At 71.6% G+C, this 15,888-nt stretch carries 15 protein-coding genes; 10 read left to right on the top strand and 5 right to left on the bottom strand.

Annotated elements, in window-relative coordinates:
* The first annotated feature begins 63 nt into the window (after positions 1-63).
* On the top strand, positions 64-1,479 hold the full coding sequence (locus QTI51_RS00505) for a nucleobase:cation symporter-2 family protein (RefSeq protein WP_286513480.1): 1,416 nt from the start codon (positions 64-66) through the stop codon (positions 1,477-1,479).
* A 4-nt stretch (positions 1,480-1,483) separates the two neighbouring features.
* Complete coding sequence (locus QTI51_RS00500; RefSeq protein ID WP_286513482.1) at positions 1,484-2,908, top strand: 8-oxoguanine deaminase; 1,425 nt, start codon at positions 1,484-1,486, stop codon at positions 2,906-2,908.
* Positions 2,909-2,958: 50 nt separating this feature from the next.
* On the opposite strand, the gene QTI51_RS00495 is transcribed toward QTI51_RS00500, so the two are convergent.
* From QTI51_RS00495 to QTI51_RS00485, 3 genes are read right to left on the bottom strand one after another with little or no spacing between them, the layout of a single operon-like run.
* Positions 2,959-4,257, bottom strand: coding sequence for a c-type cytochrome (locus tag QTI51_RS00495; RefSeq protein ID WP_286513484.1), 1,299 nt, complete (start codon positions 4,255-4,257; stop codon positions 2,959-2,961).
* Positions 4,258-4,270: 13 nt separating this feature from the next.
* Entirely contained in the window at positions 4,271-4,978 is a 708-nt protein-coding gene (locus QTI51_RS00490) for a c-type cytochrome (RefSeq protein ID WP_286513486.1), read from the bottom strand.
* On the bottom strand, positions 4,975-5,163 hold the full coding sequence (locus QTI51_RS00485; RefSeq protein ID WP_116912293.1) for a DUF2970 domain-containing protein: 189 nt from the start codon (positions 5,161-5,163) through the stop codon (positions 4,975-4,977). The genes QTI51_RS00490 and QTI51_RS00485 overlap by 4 nt, the downstream gene beginning before the upstream one ends.
* Positions 5,164-5,261: 98 nt before the next feature.
* Here QTI51_RS00485 and QTI51_RS00480 point away from each other — a divergent pair, with 98 nt between their 5' ends.
* The gene (locus QTI51_RS00480; RefSeq protein WP_116912352.1) at positions 5,262-6,680 is read left to right on the top strand and encodes an aminotransferase-like domain-containing protein; all 1,419 of its coding nucleotides are present in this window, start codon (positions 5,262-5,264) and stop codon (positions 6,678-6,680) included.
* Here QTI51_RS00480 and QTI51_RS00475 read toward each other — a convergent pair.
* Together QTI51_RS00475 and QTI51_RS00470 are read right to left on the bottom strand one after the other, a co-directional pair.
* Entirely contained in the window at positions 6,628-7,905 is a 1,278-nt protein-coding gene (locus QTI51_RS00475; protein WP_286513489.1) for an MFS transporter, read from the bottom strand. The two genes, QTI51_RS00480 and QTI51_RS00475, sit on opposite strands and share 53 nt — an antisense overlap.
* A 40-nt stretch (positions 7,906-7,945) precedes the next feature.
* Positions 7,946-8,779: a GntR family transcriptional regulator gene (locus QTI51_RS00470; RefSeq protein ID WP_286513491.1), complete on the bottom strand. Its 834-nt coding sequence runs from the start codon at positions 8,777-8,779 to the stop codon at positions 7,946-7,948.
* 154 nt (positions 8,780-8,933) lie between these two features.
* On the opposite strand from QTI51_RS00470, the gene QTI51_RS00465 reads away from it, so the two are divergent.
* The 7 genes from QTI51_RS00465 (at position 8,934) to QTI51_RS00435 (ending at position 15,886) form a co-directional block, all read left to right on the top strand.
* Entirely contained in the window at positions 8,934-9,848 is a 915-nt protein-coding gene (locus QTI51_RS00465) for an isocitrate lyase/PEP mutase family protein (protein WP_286513493.1), read from the top strand.
* A 1-nt stretch (position 9,849) separates the two neighbouring features.
* On the top strand, positions 9,850-11,259 hold the full coding sequence (gene leuC, locus QTI51_RS00460; RefSeq protein WP_286513495.1) for a 3-isopropylmalate dehydratase large subunit: 1,410 nt from the start codon (positions 9,850-9,852) through the stop codon (positions 11,257-11,259).
* Between the two features lie 2 nt (positions 11,260-11,261).
* Positions 11,262-11,891: a 3-isopropylmalate dehydratase small subunit gene (gene leuD / locus QTI51_RS00455; protein WP_286513769.1), complete on the top strand. Its 630-nt coding sequence runs from the start codon at positions 11,262-11,264 to the stop codon at positions 11,889-11,891.
* Positions 11,888-12,547 (top strand): YbhB/YbcL family Raf kinase inhibitor-like protein, encoded by a 660-nt coding sequence (locus tag QTI51_RS00450; RefSeq protein ID WP_286513497.1) that lies wholly within the window; start codon positions 11,888-11,890, stop codon positions 12,545-12,547. Before leuD ends, QTI51_RS00450 begins: the two co-directional genes overlap by 4 nt.
* A 45-nt stretch (positions 12,548-12,592) precedes the next feature.
* Complete coding sequence (locus tag QTI51_RS00445; protein ID WP_286513500.1) at positions 12,593-13,585, top strand: Bug family tripartite tricarboxylate transporter substrate binding protein; 993 nt, start codon at positions 12,593-12,595, stop codon at positions 13,583-13,585.
* Between the two features lie 133 nt (positions 13,586-13,718).
* Positions 13,719-14,891: a 2-methylaconitate cis-trans isomerase PrpF family protein gene (locus tag QTI51_RS00440; RefSeq protein ID WP_286513503.1), complete on the top strand. Its 1,173-nt coding sequence runs from the start codon at positions 13,719-13,721 to the stop codon at positions 14,889-14,891.
* The gene (locus QTI51_RS00435) at positions 14,888-15,886 is read left to right on the top strand and encodes a tripartite tricarboxylate transporter substrate binding protein (protein WP_286513506.1); all 999 of its coding nucleotides are present in this window, start codon (positions 14,888-14,890) and stop codon (positions 15,884-15,886) included. Before QTI51_RS00440 ends, QTI51_RS00435 begins: the two co-directional genes overlap by 4 nt.
* Positions 15,887-15,888 lie beyond the last annotated feature (2 nt).

The raw sequence follows: 15,888 nt of genomic DNA, 5'->3' as shown, positions 1-15,888 counted from the left end.
GCGCCGCCCCCGGACCCGCTCCTAGACTCCCGTCGCGCCGGCTCACCGGCAGGAAAGGTCCCGATGACTTCGAACGACAAGACGGCCCCCGCAGGAGACGGCGAAGGGGTCGACCGGAAGCTTCCCCTGGGCCGCTGCGGCGCGCTCAGCCTGCAGCACGTGCTGGTGATGTACGCGGGCACGGTGGCGGTGCCGCTCATCGTGGGCGGCGCGCTGGGGCTTTCCAAGGCCGACATCGCCTTCCTCATCAACGCCGACCTGTTCGCCGCGGGCATCGCCACGCTGGTGCAGGCCATCGGCTTCTGGCGCTTCGGCATCCGCATGCCGGTGATGATGGGCGTGACCTTTGCCGCGGTGGGCCCGATGATCGCCATCGGCATCGACCCTGCGCTGGGGCTGCCCGCGATCTACGGCGCCACCATCGTGGCGGGCGTGTTCGGCATGCTGGTCGCGCCGCTGATGGGCCGCGTGCTGGGCGTGTTCCCGCCGCTGGTCACGGGCACGGTCATCACGCTGATCGGCGTGTCGCTCATGGGCGTGGCCATCCACTGGGCCGCGGGCGGGCAACCGACCACCACCCGCATGGTCGGCGGCGTGGCGCACGCGGTGGCCAACCCGGCCTACGGCGAGCCGGTGAACCTGGCGATCGCGGCGGCGGTGCTGGCGGTGATCATCGCGATCACGCGCTTCGGCAAGGGGCTCATCGCCAACATCGCGGTGCTGCTGGGCATCGTGTTCGGCGTGGGCCTGTCGCTGGCGCTCGGGCGCATTCACTTCGACGGGCTGGCCGAGGCCAGCTGGGTGGCCGTGACCACGCCCTTTCACTTCGGCATGCCACGCTTCGAACTCACGGCCATCGCCTCGATGTGCATCGTGATGCTGATCACGCTGGTCGAGTCGACCGGCATGTTCCTGGCGCTGGGCGAGATCACCGGGCGCAAGGTGGGCACCGAGGCGCTCACGCGCGGCCTGCGCGCCGACGGGCTGGGCACGGTGATCGGCGGCATGTTCAACACCTTTCCGTACACCTCGTTCTCGCAGAACGTGGGGCTGGTCACGGTAACGGGCGTGCGCTCGCGCTACGTGGCCGCGGGCGGCGGGCTGCTGCTGGTCGCGCTGGCGCTGTTCCCCAAGGTCGCGCACATCGTGGCGTCGGTGCCGCAGTTCGTGCTGGGGGGCGCGGGCATCGTGATGTTCGGCATGGTGGCGGCCACGGGCGTGCGCATCCTGGGCACCGTCGACCATTCACGCGACCGCCACGCGCTGTACGTGATCGCGATTTCCATCGGCCTGGGGCTCGTTCCCACGCTGTCGCCCCAGTTCTTCCAGCACTTTCCGGCATGGACCCATCCGCTGACGCACAGCGGCATCGTGCTGGGCACCTGCGCGGCGGTGCTGCTCAATCTTTTCTACAACGGCGTGCTGTCGAAGGAGCGTTCCTTCACACTGGCGGCGCGCACCTCGCACGGAACCGAATGACGCCATGAACACACACCACGCCACCCCCGCCGCGCCGCTGCGCATCGTCCGGCACGCCGACGTGCTGGTCACCATGGACGCCGCGCGGCGCGAGATCGCCGACGGCGCGGTGGTGATGCAGGGGCCGGCCATCGCCTGGGTCGGCGCCACGGCCGAGCTGCCGACGCCGTACCTCGACGCCCTGCGCAACGGCCAGGCCGAGGCCATCGACATGCACGGCCACGTGGTGATGCCCGGCCTGGTGAACACGCACCACCACATGTACCAGAGCCTCACGCGCGCCGTGCCCGAGGCGCAGAACGCGGAGCTGTTCAGCTGGCTCACCAACCTGTACCTGCTGTGGGCGCGGCTCACGCCCGAGATGATCCGCGTGTCCACGCAGACCGCGATGGCCGAGCTGATGCTTTCGGGCTGCACCACCAGCAGCGACCATCTCTACCTGTTTCCCAACGGCTCGCGGCTCGACGACTCCATCGAGGCGGCCGACGCCATGGGCATGCGCTTTCACGCGGCGCGCGGCAGCATGAGCGTGGGCCGCAGCGCGGGCGGGCTGCCGCCCGACGAAGTGGTCGAGAGCGAAGCGGCCATCCTGCGCGACAGCGAGCGCCTCATCGGCCGCTGGCACGACGCGTCCCGCCATTCGATGCGCCGCATCGTGCTGGCGCCCTGCTCGCCGTTCTCGGTGTCGCGCGACCTGATGCGGCTGTCGGCCGAGCTGGCGCGCGAGCGCGGCGTGTCGCTGCACACGCACCTGGCGGAGAACGACAACGACGTGGCCTATTCGCGCGAGAAGTTCGGCATGACGCCGGCCGAGTACGCCGAAGACCTGGGCTGGGTCGGGCGCGACGTGTGGCACGCGCACTGCGTGAAGCTCGACGAGGCCGGCATCGCGCTGTTCGGGCGCACCGGCACCGGCGTGGCGCACTGCCCCTGCTCCAACATGCGGCTGGCCTCGGGCATCGCGCCCATCGGCGCCATGCGCCGCGCGGGCGTGGCCGTGGGGCTGGGCGTGGACGGCAGCGCGTCGAACGACGGCGCGCACATGCTGGGCGAAGCGCGCCAGGCGATGCTGCTGCAGCGCGTGGGCTACGGGCCCGCCGCGATGACGGCGCGCGAGGCGCTGGAGATCGCCACGCTGGGCGGCGCGCGCGTGCTGGGCCGCGACGACATCGGCGCGCTCGCGCCCGGCATGTCGGCCGACCTCGTGGGCTTCGACCTGCGCGGCGTGTCGCACGCGGGCGCCGGGCACGACCCGGTGGCGGCGCTGGTGTTCTGCACGCCCGCGTCGGCCTCGCTGAGCGTGATCGATGGCGAAGTGCGCATTCGCGACGGGCAGTTCACGGGGTTGGAGCTGGCGCCATTGCTGGCAAGGCACCGGGCGCTGGCGCGCTCGCTGTACGAGGGGGCGCGGCATCCGCACACGGCCTGACCGCACCGGCACCGGCACGGCCGTGGCTGCCGGCGCAGCCCAGGCCGCGCTCAGCGCCGCATCGTGTCCAGCTGCGTGACCGGCGCGCTGTCGTTGCCCCACGAGCCGCGCACGTAGGTGAGCACGGCCGCCACGTCGGCGGCGTCCAGCACCTGGCCGAACGGCGGCATGCCGTAGGGGCGCGGGTTGCCGGCGGTGGTGGGCAGGAAGCCGCCGTGCGAGATCACCTGGACCAGGTTGGTGGGCGGCGTCATGTTCACCGCGCGGTTGCCCGCCAGCGGCGGATACGCGCCCACCGCGCCCTGCCCCTGGTCGCCGTGGCAGTAGGCGCAGCGCTGGTCGTAGATCTTCGCGCCGCGCGCCATGGTGCCGGCGTCGCGGCGCACGGGGGCCTTGCTGCTCGCCGGGGCCTCGAACGCCGAGGCTTTGGACGCGGAGGCTTCGGGCAGGTCCTTCAGGTAGCTCGCCATGGCGCCCAGGTCGGCCTCGCTCAGGTACTGCGTGCTGCGGAACACCACGTCGGCCATCGGGCCCATGACGGAGGCGCGCGGCGCCACGCCGGTCTTCAGCAGCGCGACCACGTCGGCCTGCGGCCAGTCGGCCACGCTGGCCTGGTGTGGGTCGGTGAGCGAAGGCGCATACCAGTTCTCCACCGCGATGAGTCCGCCCGAGAGGCCGAGCCGGGTGTCCGTCGCGCCCAGCGAGTTACGCGGGCCGTGGCAGGCGATGCAATGCCCCAGCCCGTTGACCAGATAGGCGCCGCGGTTCCATTCGGCCGGCTTGCCCGCGTTGGCCACGAAGGGCTCGGGCTTGAACGACAGCGCGCGCCACACGGCCAGCGCGGGCTGGGTGTCGTACGGAAAGCGCAGGCGGTGCGCCTTGTTGGGCTCCACCGCGGCGGGCACGCTGCGCAGGAAGGCGTAGAGGGCGTCGGCGTCGTCGCGCGTCACCTGCGTGAAGTTGGGGTACGGGAACGCCGGGTACAGCAGCCGCCCGTCCTTGCTTCGCCCGTTGTGCATGGCGCGCCAGAAGTGCGCGCTGCTCCAGCTGCCGATGCCGGTGCCGACGTCGGGCGTGAGGTTGCTCGCGTAGATGGTGCCGAAGGGCGTGTCGATGGGCAGGCCGCCCGCATAGGGCCGGCCGCCGCGCGTGGTGTGGCAACCCGCGCAGTTGCCGGCCAGCGCGAGGTAACGGCCGCGCTCGACCAGTTGCGGCGTGGACTGGAAGGTCTCGGCGGTGTCGGGCAAGGGGTCTTCGCCGCGCAGGTTCAGCGCCACGACGGTACCGGCGGCCACGGCCAGCAGCACGAACAGGGTGAGCAGCGTCCAGCCCAGGTGTCGCAGCTTCATGCGCGCGGCTCCGTCACTTGGGCACCCCGCCGCAGGCGATCGGCATCGGCGCGGGCAGCGAGGCCGCCGGCTTGGCGTTGGCCGGCACGGGCTGCGTGGCGAGCCAGCTGGCCACGGCGTTCACGTCGGAGGTCCACATGCGCCGGCCCACCTCGGCCATGCAGTCGGGCGCCTGCGCATGCCGCTCGTTGGTGAGCCACGCGCCCAGCTGCGACGCGAGGTACAGCCGCGGCAGGCCCAGCAGCCCCGGCGTGGCGGGCTGCACGCCCGTGAGCGCCGCGCCATGGCATTGCACGCACGCCGGCAGCCGGCGCTCGGCGTCGCCCTGCAGCGCCAGCATGCGGCCGCGCGCGAGCACTTCGGGCGTGGCGTCGCTCGTGGGCGAGACGGGCGGGTACGGCAGGTCGAGCCCGGCGAAGTAGTCGGCAATCTCGCGCAGATAGTCGTCGGACATGTGCTGCACCATGTACGCCATGTCGGTGTTGAAGCGGCGCCCGTCCCTGAAGCTCACGAGCTGGTTGAACAGGTAGCCCGCCGGCTTGCCCGCCAGGCGCGGAAAGTAGCCCGCGTTGGTGGTCGCGCCCTCGCGGCCGTGGCAGGCGATGCAGGCGGCCACGCGCTGCTCGATGGTGTCGGGAACGGTGGTGGCAGCGACGGCGCCCGCCATGCCCTGCAGGGCGAGCAGCAGCCCGAGCCCGAAAAAGCGCAGGCCGCGCTTCATGTGCCGGCGGCGAAGCGCGCCAGCGCGATGAGCCCCGCGATCAGCAGCAGCACCACCACCAGCGCCACGGCGATCAGCGGCAGGATGCCGACCTGCGCAGTGCGCTTGTCGGCGTCGGCGCGGCGCCCGCCCAGGCCGATGAAACTCCAGAGAACGGCACGCAGCGCGCGCATCAGATTCGACATGGGCCGAGTGTGGCCCAGGCTGCGGCAAAAAAACAGATGCAGATTCCCCTCAATTGACCGGCGCAGATAAAGTGCTGCCGAATGACGGGCACCCCACCATGAAGCGATATGAAGCCCTGGCCGCCGACATCGAGGCCTCCATCCGCAACGGCACGCTGAAGACCGGCGACCGCCTGCCCTCGGTGCGCCACACCGGCGCCAGCCGCGGGGTGAGCGCCTCCACCGTGTTCCAGGCGTACTACCTGCTGGAGGCGCGCGGGCTGGTGCGCGCGCGCGACCGCTCTGGCTACTACGTGAGCGGCGGCGGCCTGCGCGACGCGCCGCCCGAATCCACCCACACCTCGCGCCCCGCCGACGGCCCGCTCTCGCTCGACGTGAGCGACCAGGTGTTCGACATCCTCGAGGCCAGCATGTCGCGCAAGGTGGTGCCGTTCGGCTCGGCGTTTCCGAGCCCGCTGCTGTTTCCGCTGGCGCGGCTGGGGCAGTTCATGGCGGCCAGCGCCAAGTCGCTGGACCCGTGGAGCACGGTCGACGACCTCACGCCCGGCAGTGCCGCGCTGCGCCGGCAGATCGCGCTGCGCTACCTGGGCGACGGCATGCCGGTGGCGGCCGACGAGATCGTGGTGACGAACGGCGCGCTGGAGGCGCTCAACCTCTGCCTGGCGGCCGTGACGCGGCCGGGGGACGCGGTGATCGTCGAATCGCCCACCTTCTATGCCGCGCTGCAGGCGCTGCAGCGCATGGGGCTGCGCGCCATCGAGGTGCCCACGCACCCCGGCGAGGGCATCGACCTGGGCGCGCTGGAGCTGGCCATCGCCGCGCACAGGCCCAGCGCCTGCTGGCTCATGACCACCTTCCAGAACCCGCTGGGCAGCCTGATGCCCGATGCCAAGAAGAAGGCGCTGGTGGCCCTGCTGGCCAGCCACCGGCTGCCGCTGATCGAGGACGACGTGTACGCCGAGCTCTACTTCGGCGAGCGCCGCCCCGCGCCGGCCAAGGCCTTCGACACGCAGGGGCTGGTGCTGCACTGCGCGTCGTTCTCCAAGTGCCTGGCGCCGGGCTACCGCATCGGCTGGGCCTCGGCCGGGCGCTTCGCGCGGCAGGTTGCGCGCCAGAAGCTCACGACCACGCTCAGCACCTCGGCGCCGGCGCAGCTGGCGCTGGCCGGCTACCTGGAAAAGGGCGGGCTCGACAAGCACCTGCGCAAGCTGCGCCAGACGCTGGCGCTGCAGCAGGCCACCTTCGCGCAGGCCGTGGGGCACTACTTTCCGGCGGGCACGCGGGCCACGCGGCCGCTGGGCGGGTACTTCCTGTGGGTGGAGCTGCCGTCACACGTGAACGCGCTGGACATCCACCGCAAGGCGCTGGAGCTCGGCATCAGCGTGGCGCCGGGGCCCATCTTCTCGGCCACGCGCGCCTTCACCCACTGCCTTCGGCTGAACTACGGCCACGCGTGGGACGCGCTCAGCGAACAGGCGATGCAGACACTCGGCCGCCTGGTCGCCGAAGCGTCCTGAACAGCAGGAAGGCCACGATGCTCATGTTGAGCAGGTTCCACGCAATGCCGTTGACAAAGGCCGCGTGGTAACTGCCCGTGACGTCGAACACCTTGCCCGACATCCACCCGCCCAGCGCCATGCCGAACAGCGTGAACATCAGCACCGTGCCCACGCGCGCACCCGCCTCCTTCGGCGGAAAGTGCTCGCGGATGATGATCGCGTAAGAGGGCACGATGCCGCCCTGGAACAACCCGAACAGCGCCGAGATCACGTAGAGCGACACCAGCCCGTCGAACGGCAGGAACAGCAGCAGCGCCACGCACTGCAGCATGCCGCCGAGCATCAGCGTGCGCAGCCCGCCGATGCGGTCGCAGATGGCGCCCGACACCAGCCGGCTCACGATGCCGAAGCCCAGCATCAGCGACAGCATCAGCGCGCCCTGCGCCGGGCCGTAGCCCAGGTCGCCGCAGTACGCCACGATGTGCACCTGCGGCATCGCCATGGCCACGCAGCAGGCCACGCCGGCCACGCACAGCAGGCCCTGCGCCGTGCCCGGGTTCAGCCCGAAGGGGCGCGCCAGGTCGCGTGCCGCGCCGGTGCCGGCTGCGTTCGCGGGCACGGCCTCGGCCACCGCCGGCGGCCGTGCGCGAAACAACAGCGCCAGCAGCGCCATCGTCACGCCGCAGAAGATGCCCATGCCGATGTAGGTCTGGCGCCAGCCCACCGTTTCCACGAAGTGCTGCGCAATGGGCGGCCACACCGCGCCGGCCAGGTAGTTGCCGCTCGCGCACACCGCCACCGCGATGCCGCGCCGCTTGACGAACCACAGCGAGGTGTCGGCCACCAGCGGCGCGAAGGCCACCGAGCTGCCGAGCAGCCCCACCAGCAACGCCTGCGCGACGGTGAACGACACGATGCCGCCCGACAGCCCCGTGGCCACATAGCCCACGCCCAGGAACACCGAGCCCATCAGCAGCGGCCACATCACGCCGACGCGGTCGGCCAGCTTGCCCATGAGCACGCCGCCGAAGCCGAAGCCCAGCATCAGCAGCGTGTAGGGCAGCGAGGCATCGGCGCGCGCCACGCCGAACTCGGCCTGCACCGCGGGCAGCATCACCGACACCACGTACATGCCGCTGCTGCCGACCGTCATGATCAGCAGCGTGAGGGCCAGGCGCAGCATCGCGTAGCGCGAGTCCGGCTGGTGGAGAGAGGGTGCAGGCGTTGTCTCCGCGCGGTTCATTGTTGTTGTCTCTCTTTTTTCTTCTTTTCGGGCCAGGGCGTCAGGTGCGGCGCCGGGGTGAAGAAGGTGAAGAAGGCGGCGGATGCACGTCGTGCACCACCTGCCCCGCGGTGAGCGTGTTGATGGTCGCGCCGGCAATGTCCATCAGGATGCGGCTGCGCTCCGCCGTCAGCGACACGGTGAGGTGCTGCACCGGCTGGGCGTCCAGGTCGTGCAGCAGGCGCACCATCTTCAGCAGCGGCGCGCCGGTTTCCACCTGCAGCAGCCGCGCGCGCCCCGGGTCGGCCACCTCGGCCGTGATCTCCTGCACCACGCGGCCGAACTTCACGCCCTGCGCGAGCAATATTTCGTAGAGCGCGTGCTTGCGCAACGCAGTGGCCGACACGCGCTTGCCGAGCTGCGCGGGCACCCAGGCATCGGTCAGCATGACCGGCACGCCGTCGATGCTGCGCAGGCGCAGCGCATGCACGGCTTTTTCTTCAGGCGCCAGCTGCAGCAGCGCGGCCACGTCGGGCGGCGGCACCGACTGCGCCACCTCGAGCACCTCGACATCGGTTTCCAGCGCCGCCTTGCGCAGCCCGTCGATCAGGCCGAGGCTGGGCCGCGCGCGCACCTGCGGCAGGTCGGCGCGCACGAAGGTGCCCAGGCCGTGGCGACGTTCGACCAGCCCCAGCGACGCCAGGTCGGCCAGCGCGCGGCGCACCGTGATGCGCGACACCCCGAAGCGCTCGCCCAGCGCTTCTTCCTTCGGCAGTGCGCCGGAGGCGTACACGCCGCGCGTGATTTCGTCGCGCAGCACGACGAAGAGCTGCCGGTGCAGCGAGGTACCGGGACCGCGTTCGAGCGAGGGAGCAGATGCGGGAGGACGTGCCATGACAGAAGGAAAAGCGAAGGTCGAGCATAGCAAGACACCCGGGCGCTGGCCGAACGCCGACCGAACACCGAGAGCGTACGCGCTTGCGGATTTCCGCCAGTTGTATTTAGAATATAAACACATCAACTCAAACGCCGCCGGACAAGGCCACGCCATGAACCCCACCTCGACGCCGACCTCCACGCCCAGCTCCACGCCGATCCCACGGCCCACGCTTCGCCAGCTGCTCGACGCGCCCGGCATGGTCATCGCCCCCGGCGCCTACGACGCCATCGGCGCGCGCCTGATCGAGCAGGCGGGCTTCGCCGCCGTGTACATGACCGGCGCCGGCACCTCGGCCGCGCGCGGCTTTCCCGACTTCGGCCTGTTGACGATGAGCGAGATGGTCGACAACGCGGCGGTCATGGCGCGCTCGGTGGCCATCCCGCTCATCGCCGATGCCGACACCGGCTACGGCAACGAACTGAACGTGACGCGCACCGTGCGCGAGTACGAGGCGCGCGGGGTGGCCGCCATCCACATCGAGGACCAGGTCTCGCCCAAGCGCTGCGGCCACCTCGACGGCAAGGAAGTGGTGTCGCGCGAGGAGTTCGTGTCCAAGGTCCGCGCCGCGGTGGAGGCGCGCCGCACCAAGGACTTCGTGGTCATCGCGCGCACCGACGCGCGCGCCATGCTGGGCCTGGACGAGGCCATAGACCGCGCCAACGCCGCGCTGCAGGCCGGCGCCGACCTGGCCTTCGTCGAGGCCACGCAAACACCCGAGGAGGCCGCCGCCGTGCCCCGGCGCGTGCACGGCCCCTGCCTGCTGAACGTGGTGCCCGGCGGGCGCACGCCGGTGTTCGACCTGCGCGAGGCCGAAGCCATGGGCTACCGGCTCGCGATCCTGCCGGGGCTGATGCTCAAGGCCGCCATCGAGGCGGGCGATGCGGCGCTGGCCGAACTCAAGGCGACCTTCAAGGCCCCCACCGTGAACGCTAGCGTGGCGCAGACCTTCCGCCGCTTCGGTGCCGACGAGTGGGACGCCCTGCGGACTCGCTTCAACGCCGGTGCCGCGATGGAAAGCCGCTGACATGCCCCGCACCCTGTTCGACAAGCTCTGGGACGCCCACGTGGTGCGCACGCTGGGCGACGGCTGGGCGCTGCTGCACATCGACCGCCACCTGCTGCACGACCTCTCCGGCCCGCCCGCGATGGCCGAGGTGGCCGCGCGCGGCCTGCCGCTGCACAACCCCGAACTGGACTTCGCCACGCCCGACCACGCCGCATCGAGCCAGCCCGGGCGCACGCCCGGCACCTTTCCACTCGGTGGCCGGCTGCACGGCGCGCTGCGCGACCTCAGCGCGAAATCGGGCGTGCGCTTCTACGACCTCGGCCAGCCGGGCCAGGGCATCGTGCACGTGATGGGGCCCGAGCTGGGCATCGTGCTGCCCGGCCTCACGGTGATCTGCGGCGACAGCCACACCTGCACCAACGGCGGCCTCGGTGCACTGGCCTTCGGCGTGGGCTCGTCGGAAAGCACGCACGCGCTGGCCACGCAAACCCTGCGGCAGCAAAAGCCACGGCGCATGCGCATCCGCTGCGACGGCGTGCTCGGCGCGGGCGTCACCGCGAAAGACCTGGCGCTGCACATCATCGGCCGGCTCGGCGCGGCAGCGGGCGTGGGCTATGCGATCGAATTCGCGGGCGAGGCGGTGCGCGCGCTCGATGTCGATGCGCGGCTCACGCTGTGCAACCTCACGGTCGAGCTAGGCGCGCGCTTCGGGCTGATCGCGCCCGACCAGCGCACCGTCGACTGGGTGCGCGGGCGCCCCTTCGCGCCGATCGGCGAGGCCTTCGACGAGGCCGCCGCGCACTGGCTGTCGCTCGCATCCGACGACGGCGCGGTGTACGACCACGAGGAAGCCATCGACGCCGCCGCCGTGGCGCCCACCGTCACCTGGGGCACCAGCCCGGAAGACGCCATTGCCATCGACGGCCACTTGCCCGACCCGGCCGACCCGCTCGATGCGCCCGACGACGCGGCGCGCGGCGCCATCGAGGCCGCGCTGGCCTACATGAGCCTCGCGCCGCGCGCGGCCATCGCGGGCACGCCGGTCGACTGGGTCTTCATCGGCTCGTGCGCCAACTCGCGCCTGCCCGACCTGCGCGCCGCCGCCGACGTGGCGCGCGGCCGGCACGTGGCGCAGGGCGTGACCGCATGGGTGGTGCCCGGCTCGGAGAACGTGAAGCGCGCGGCCGAGGCCGAGGGCCTGCGCGAGGTGTTCGAGGCCGCGGGCTTCCAGTGGCGCGAGCCGGGTTGCAGCATGTGCGTGGCCGCCAACGGCGAGCAGGTGCCGCCGCAGGCGCGCTGCGTGTCCACCTCCAACCGCAACTTCGTCGGGCGGCAGGGGCCGGGCGCGCGCACGCACCTGGCGAGCCCCGCCATGGCCGCCGCCGCCGCGGTCACCGGCCGCATCACCGACGTGAGGACCCTGGCATGACCATGACTCCCTTCACCACCGTCACCGGCGCCGCCGCGCCGCTGATGCGCGCCAACGTCGACACCGACGTCATCGTGCGCATCGAGCGCCTCACCGCGTTCCAGCGCGACCAGCTCGGCCCCTATGCATTCGAAGCCCTGCGCCTGCGGCCGGACGGCAGCGAAGACCCGCAATGCGTGCTCAACCAGCCGGCCTTCCAGCGCGCGCCGGTGCTGCTGGCGGCGGAGAACTTCGGCTGCGGCTCATCGCGCGAAGGCGCGGTGTGGGCGCTGATGGGGCTGGGCATTCGCTGCGTGATCGCGCCCAGCTTCGGCGACATCTTCTTCAACAACTGCTTCCAGAACGGCGTGCTGCCGGTGCGCTGGCCCCTCGCGCAGGTCGAGGCGCTGGCCGCGCAGTGCGCGGGCGGCGCGCCGGTCACGGTCGACCTGCACGCCTGCACCATCACCGCGCCCGACGGCGGCGTGTCGGCCTTCGACATCGATCCGCTGCGCCGCGAAGCGCTGCTGCACGGCCTGGACGACATCGGCCTCACGCTGAAGGACGACGCGCTCATTCGCGAATGGCAACAGGCCGACCGCGCACGCCGCCCGTGGGCCTGGCCCACCGCGGCGCAAGGAGCGCTCGCGTGAACACCACCGGGGCCAACGCGGCCAACGCGACCACCGCAACCACCTCGCTGCAGCGCCACCCGTGGGTGCTGCGGTGGGCCGGCCTGCTCACGCGCGGCCGGCACGCGGGCAACGCGAGCCTGGCGTGCAGCGACGAGGTGCTCGCGCGCCTGCCGCTCACGCTCGCGCTGCGCAGCGCGGACTTCGCGCACGGCGGCGCGATGGCGCTGCGGCATGCCGGCGAAGGCGTCGGCGACAACCGCTCGCCCGCGCTCGCATGGAATGCGCTGCCGCCCGAAGCCACGCACTGGCTGCTGCTGTGCGAAGACCCCGATGTGCCGATGGCACGCGCCATCACGCACCTGCTCGCATCGGGGCCGCGCTCGGTCGATGCCCTGCCAGAAGGCGCGCTGAACGCCGGCCACGCGCCCGCCGGCGTGACGCTGGCACCCAACGGCCTCGGCCGCGAAGGCTACGACGGGCCGCGCCCGCTGCCCGGCCACGGGCCGCACCGCTACGTGTTCCAGCTCTGGGCGCTCGATGCGCCGCCACCGGCCGGCCTGCTGCGCGATACCACGCTGCTGCCCTGGCTGCGCGCGCACGCGCTGGCGCGCGGGCGTTGCGACGGGCTGTATCGCCGCGACTGGCGCGGCCGCCCGGTCGCGCCGCTGCCCTGACGCGCGCGACACCGCTTTCATTTCATTCAAAAAAACGGAGACGACATGCCCCTCGAACGCTTCAAGAAGCACAAGCCACCACCCGTCCTTTGCGCCCTTGCCGCAGTCGCGCTCTGCGCACTCGCGCCGCCCGCGTTCGCGCAGGCCGCCTGGCACCCCGACCGCCCCGTGACGCTCGTCGTGCCCTACGCCGCCGGCGGCGGCACCGACGCCACGGCGCGCGCGGTGTCCAAGCAGCTCGGCGTGATCTGGGGCCAGCCCGTGATCGTGGAGAACATGCCCGGCGCCGACGGCCTCATCGGCACGCGGCGCGTGATGGAGGCCAAGCCCGACGGCTACACGCTCGTGCTGCAGGTGCCGTCCATCGTCATCACCAAGTACACGCCGGGCCTGAAGGGCATCGACCCGCTCGCGCGGCTGGAGCCGGTGACGGCCGTGTCGATGTCGCCCGCGGCGGTGGTGGTGAGCGCCAAGCTGCCGGTGAAGACCTTCGGCGAGTTCGTGCAGTACTGCAAGACCGCCGCGCAGCCCTGCTCGCTGGCCACCGGCGAATCGCTGGCGCGCGTGTCGGCCAAGCAGCTGGCTGCGGAGGCGGGGCTGCCGAACCTGATCGTCGTGAACTACCGCGGCACCGGCGCCATCGTGACGGACATGATCGCCAACAACGTCAACATGGCGTTCACCGGCATCACCGCCGCGCTGCCGCACTACAAGGCCGGCACGCTGAAGATCCTGGCCACGCAGGGGCCCAGGCGCGCCGCCGCGCTGCCCGAGGTGCCGACCACCGCCGAGGCCGGCTACCCGCAGTTCCAGTCGGTGACGTGGTTCGGCCTGTTCGCGCCCAAGGGCACGCCGCCCAACGTCACGCAAGGCATCGTCGCGGCGCTGCACGAGGCGGTGAAGGACGCCGACGTGCGCAAGACCATCGCCTCTGCCGGCGCCGAACCGGTGGTGAACTCGCCCGCCGCCTTCGCCGCGCAGGTGCGCGAGGAAAGCGAGCGCATGGCGGCGCTCGTGAAGCTCTATCCGCTCGAATAGGGCAAGCCGCCCGCTTTCCTCGCTGCTCTTTTCCCCCTCTTTCCCTCTCTGTTTCCTGGCCCGGGCCCCGAACACCCGCACACCCGCTGCACCCGCCGCGCCCGCCGGCCTTTCATGCCCAAGGAGCAAGACCATGGCTTCCATTTCCGAGACCGAACAGGTCGGCGTTCGCTGCGTGCTGATGCGCGGCGGTACCAGCAAGGCACTGTTCTTCCACGAGCGCGACGTGCCGCCCGCGGGCCCCGCGCGCGACCGCCTGCTCAAGCGCGCGATGGGCACGCCCGATGTGCTGCAGATCGACGGCATGGGCGGCTCGCGGCTCGTGACCTCGAAGGTCGCGATCATCCAGCGCTCCGCGCGCGACGACGCCGACATCGACTACACCTTCGCGCAGGTCGACGTGGAGCGCGACGGCGTCGGCTACGACGCCAACTGCGGCAACATCTCCTCGGCCGTGGCGCCTTTCGCCATCGACGAAGGGTTGGTCGAGGCGGTCGAGCCCATGACCACCGTGCGCATCTTCAACACCAACACCGGCAAGCTGCTGGTCTCGAAGGTGCAGGTGAAGCACGGCAAGGCCCGCGTGCACGGCGACTGCGCCATTCCCGGCGTGCCGGGCACGGGCGCGGAGATCCTCATGGACTACGCGGGCACCGTGGGCGCCAAGACCGGCCGGCTGCTGCCCACCGGCCAGGCGGTGGACACGGTGGTGCTCGAGGACGGCCGCCGCATCGAGGTCTCGCTGTGCGACACGGCCAACCCCTGCGTGTTCATCGCGGCGCCATCGCTCGGCATGAGCGGGAGCGAGCTGCCCGATGCCATCAGCGCCGACCGCGCACTCATCGAGACACTGGGCGAGATCCAGTCGAAGATGGGCGAGCGCATCGGCCTGTACGCCGACTGGCGCGAGGTGCACCTGCCTGGCCTGCCGCTGGCGGTGATCGTCGCGCCGCCGGCCGACTACGTGGACGTCAACGGCGAGATGCAGGCAGCGGCCGACATGGACCTGCGCGCGCGCCTCGTGTTCCTGGGCAAGTGCCACGACAGCATGGCCGGCACCGGCTCGATGTGCACGGCCGCCGCCTCGCGCGTGCCGGGCTCCACCGTGCACCAGGCCGTCGGCGCGGCGCGCGCGGCCACCGACACGCTGCGCATCGGCCATCCACTGGGCGTGATGGAAGTGAAAGTGGTGGCCGAAGCGTCCGGCGACCCGGCGCACACCCGCTTCTCGGCGCTGGGCCTCACACGCACCGCACGCCGGCTGATGGCGGGCGAGGTCTACGTGCCCGTGGAGGAACACGCATGAACACGACGTTCTCGCGGCGCACGCTCGCCGCGTTCTGCCTCGCGGCAGCCTCGGCGGCTGCCACCACCCCGGCCTTTGCACAGGGCGCCCTTTCCGACAAGCCCGACAAGCCACTCCGCATCGTGGTCGGCTACCCCGCCGGCCAGACGGTGGACATCATCGCGCGCAACTACGCCGCCGCGCTCACCAGGGAGCTGGGCCGGCCGGTGTACGTCGACAACCGCGCGGGCGCCAACGGCAGCCTCGGCGCGCAGGAGGTGAAACGCAGCGCGCCCGACGGCAGCACCCTGCTGCTCGGCACGCTGGGGCAGATGGCCATCAACCCCACGCTGTACAAGAAGCTGCCCTACGACACGCTGAAGGACTTCGCGCCGGTGTCGATGGTCAGCATGGGCCCGCTGCTGCTGGTGGCCAATCCGTCATTCCCCGCGAACGACGTGAAGGAACTGGTCGCCTACGCCAAGGCGCGGCCCGGCAAGGTCGACTTCGGCTCGGGCGGCAACGGCATCACCGCGCACCTGGCGATGGAAATGTTCCAGGCGCAGGCCGGCATCCGGCTCAACCACATTCCCTACAAGGGTTCGCCCGCGGCGCTGAACGACCTGATGGGCGGCCAGGTGTCACTCATGTTCGACGCGGTGCCCTCGGTGCTGCCGCACGTCAAGTCGGGCAAGCTGAAGGCACTGGCCATCTCGGGGCTGAAGCGCAACCCGCAGTTGCCCGCGCTGCCGACACTGGACGAGCAGGGCCTCAAGGGCTTCGATGTGAATTCATGGGTCGGCTTTCTGGCGCCGGCCGGCACGCCGCCGGCCACGGTGGAGGCGCTGAACGCGGCCATCCACCGCGCCGCGGCCAGCCCCGAACTGCAGGAGGCCACGCGCGCCATCGGCTCCGAGGTGTCGGTGGACTCGTCCGCCCACTTCGCGGCCTTCCTGCGGACCGAAGTGACGAAGTGGGGCAAGGCCGTGACGGACGGCCATGTCCAGATCGATTGACT

This window comes from Variovorax sp. J22G73 (assembly GCF_030317035.1).
In the GTDB taxonomy this organism is placed as follows: Bacteria; Pseudomonadota; Gammaproteobacteria; order Burkholderiales; family Burkholderiaceae_C; genus Variovorax.
This window is presented reverse-complemented; position numbering and strand designations above follow the sequence as displayed.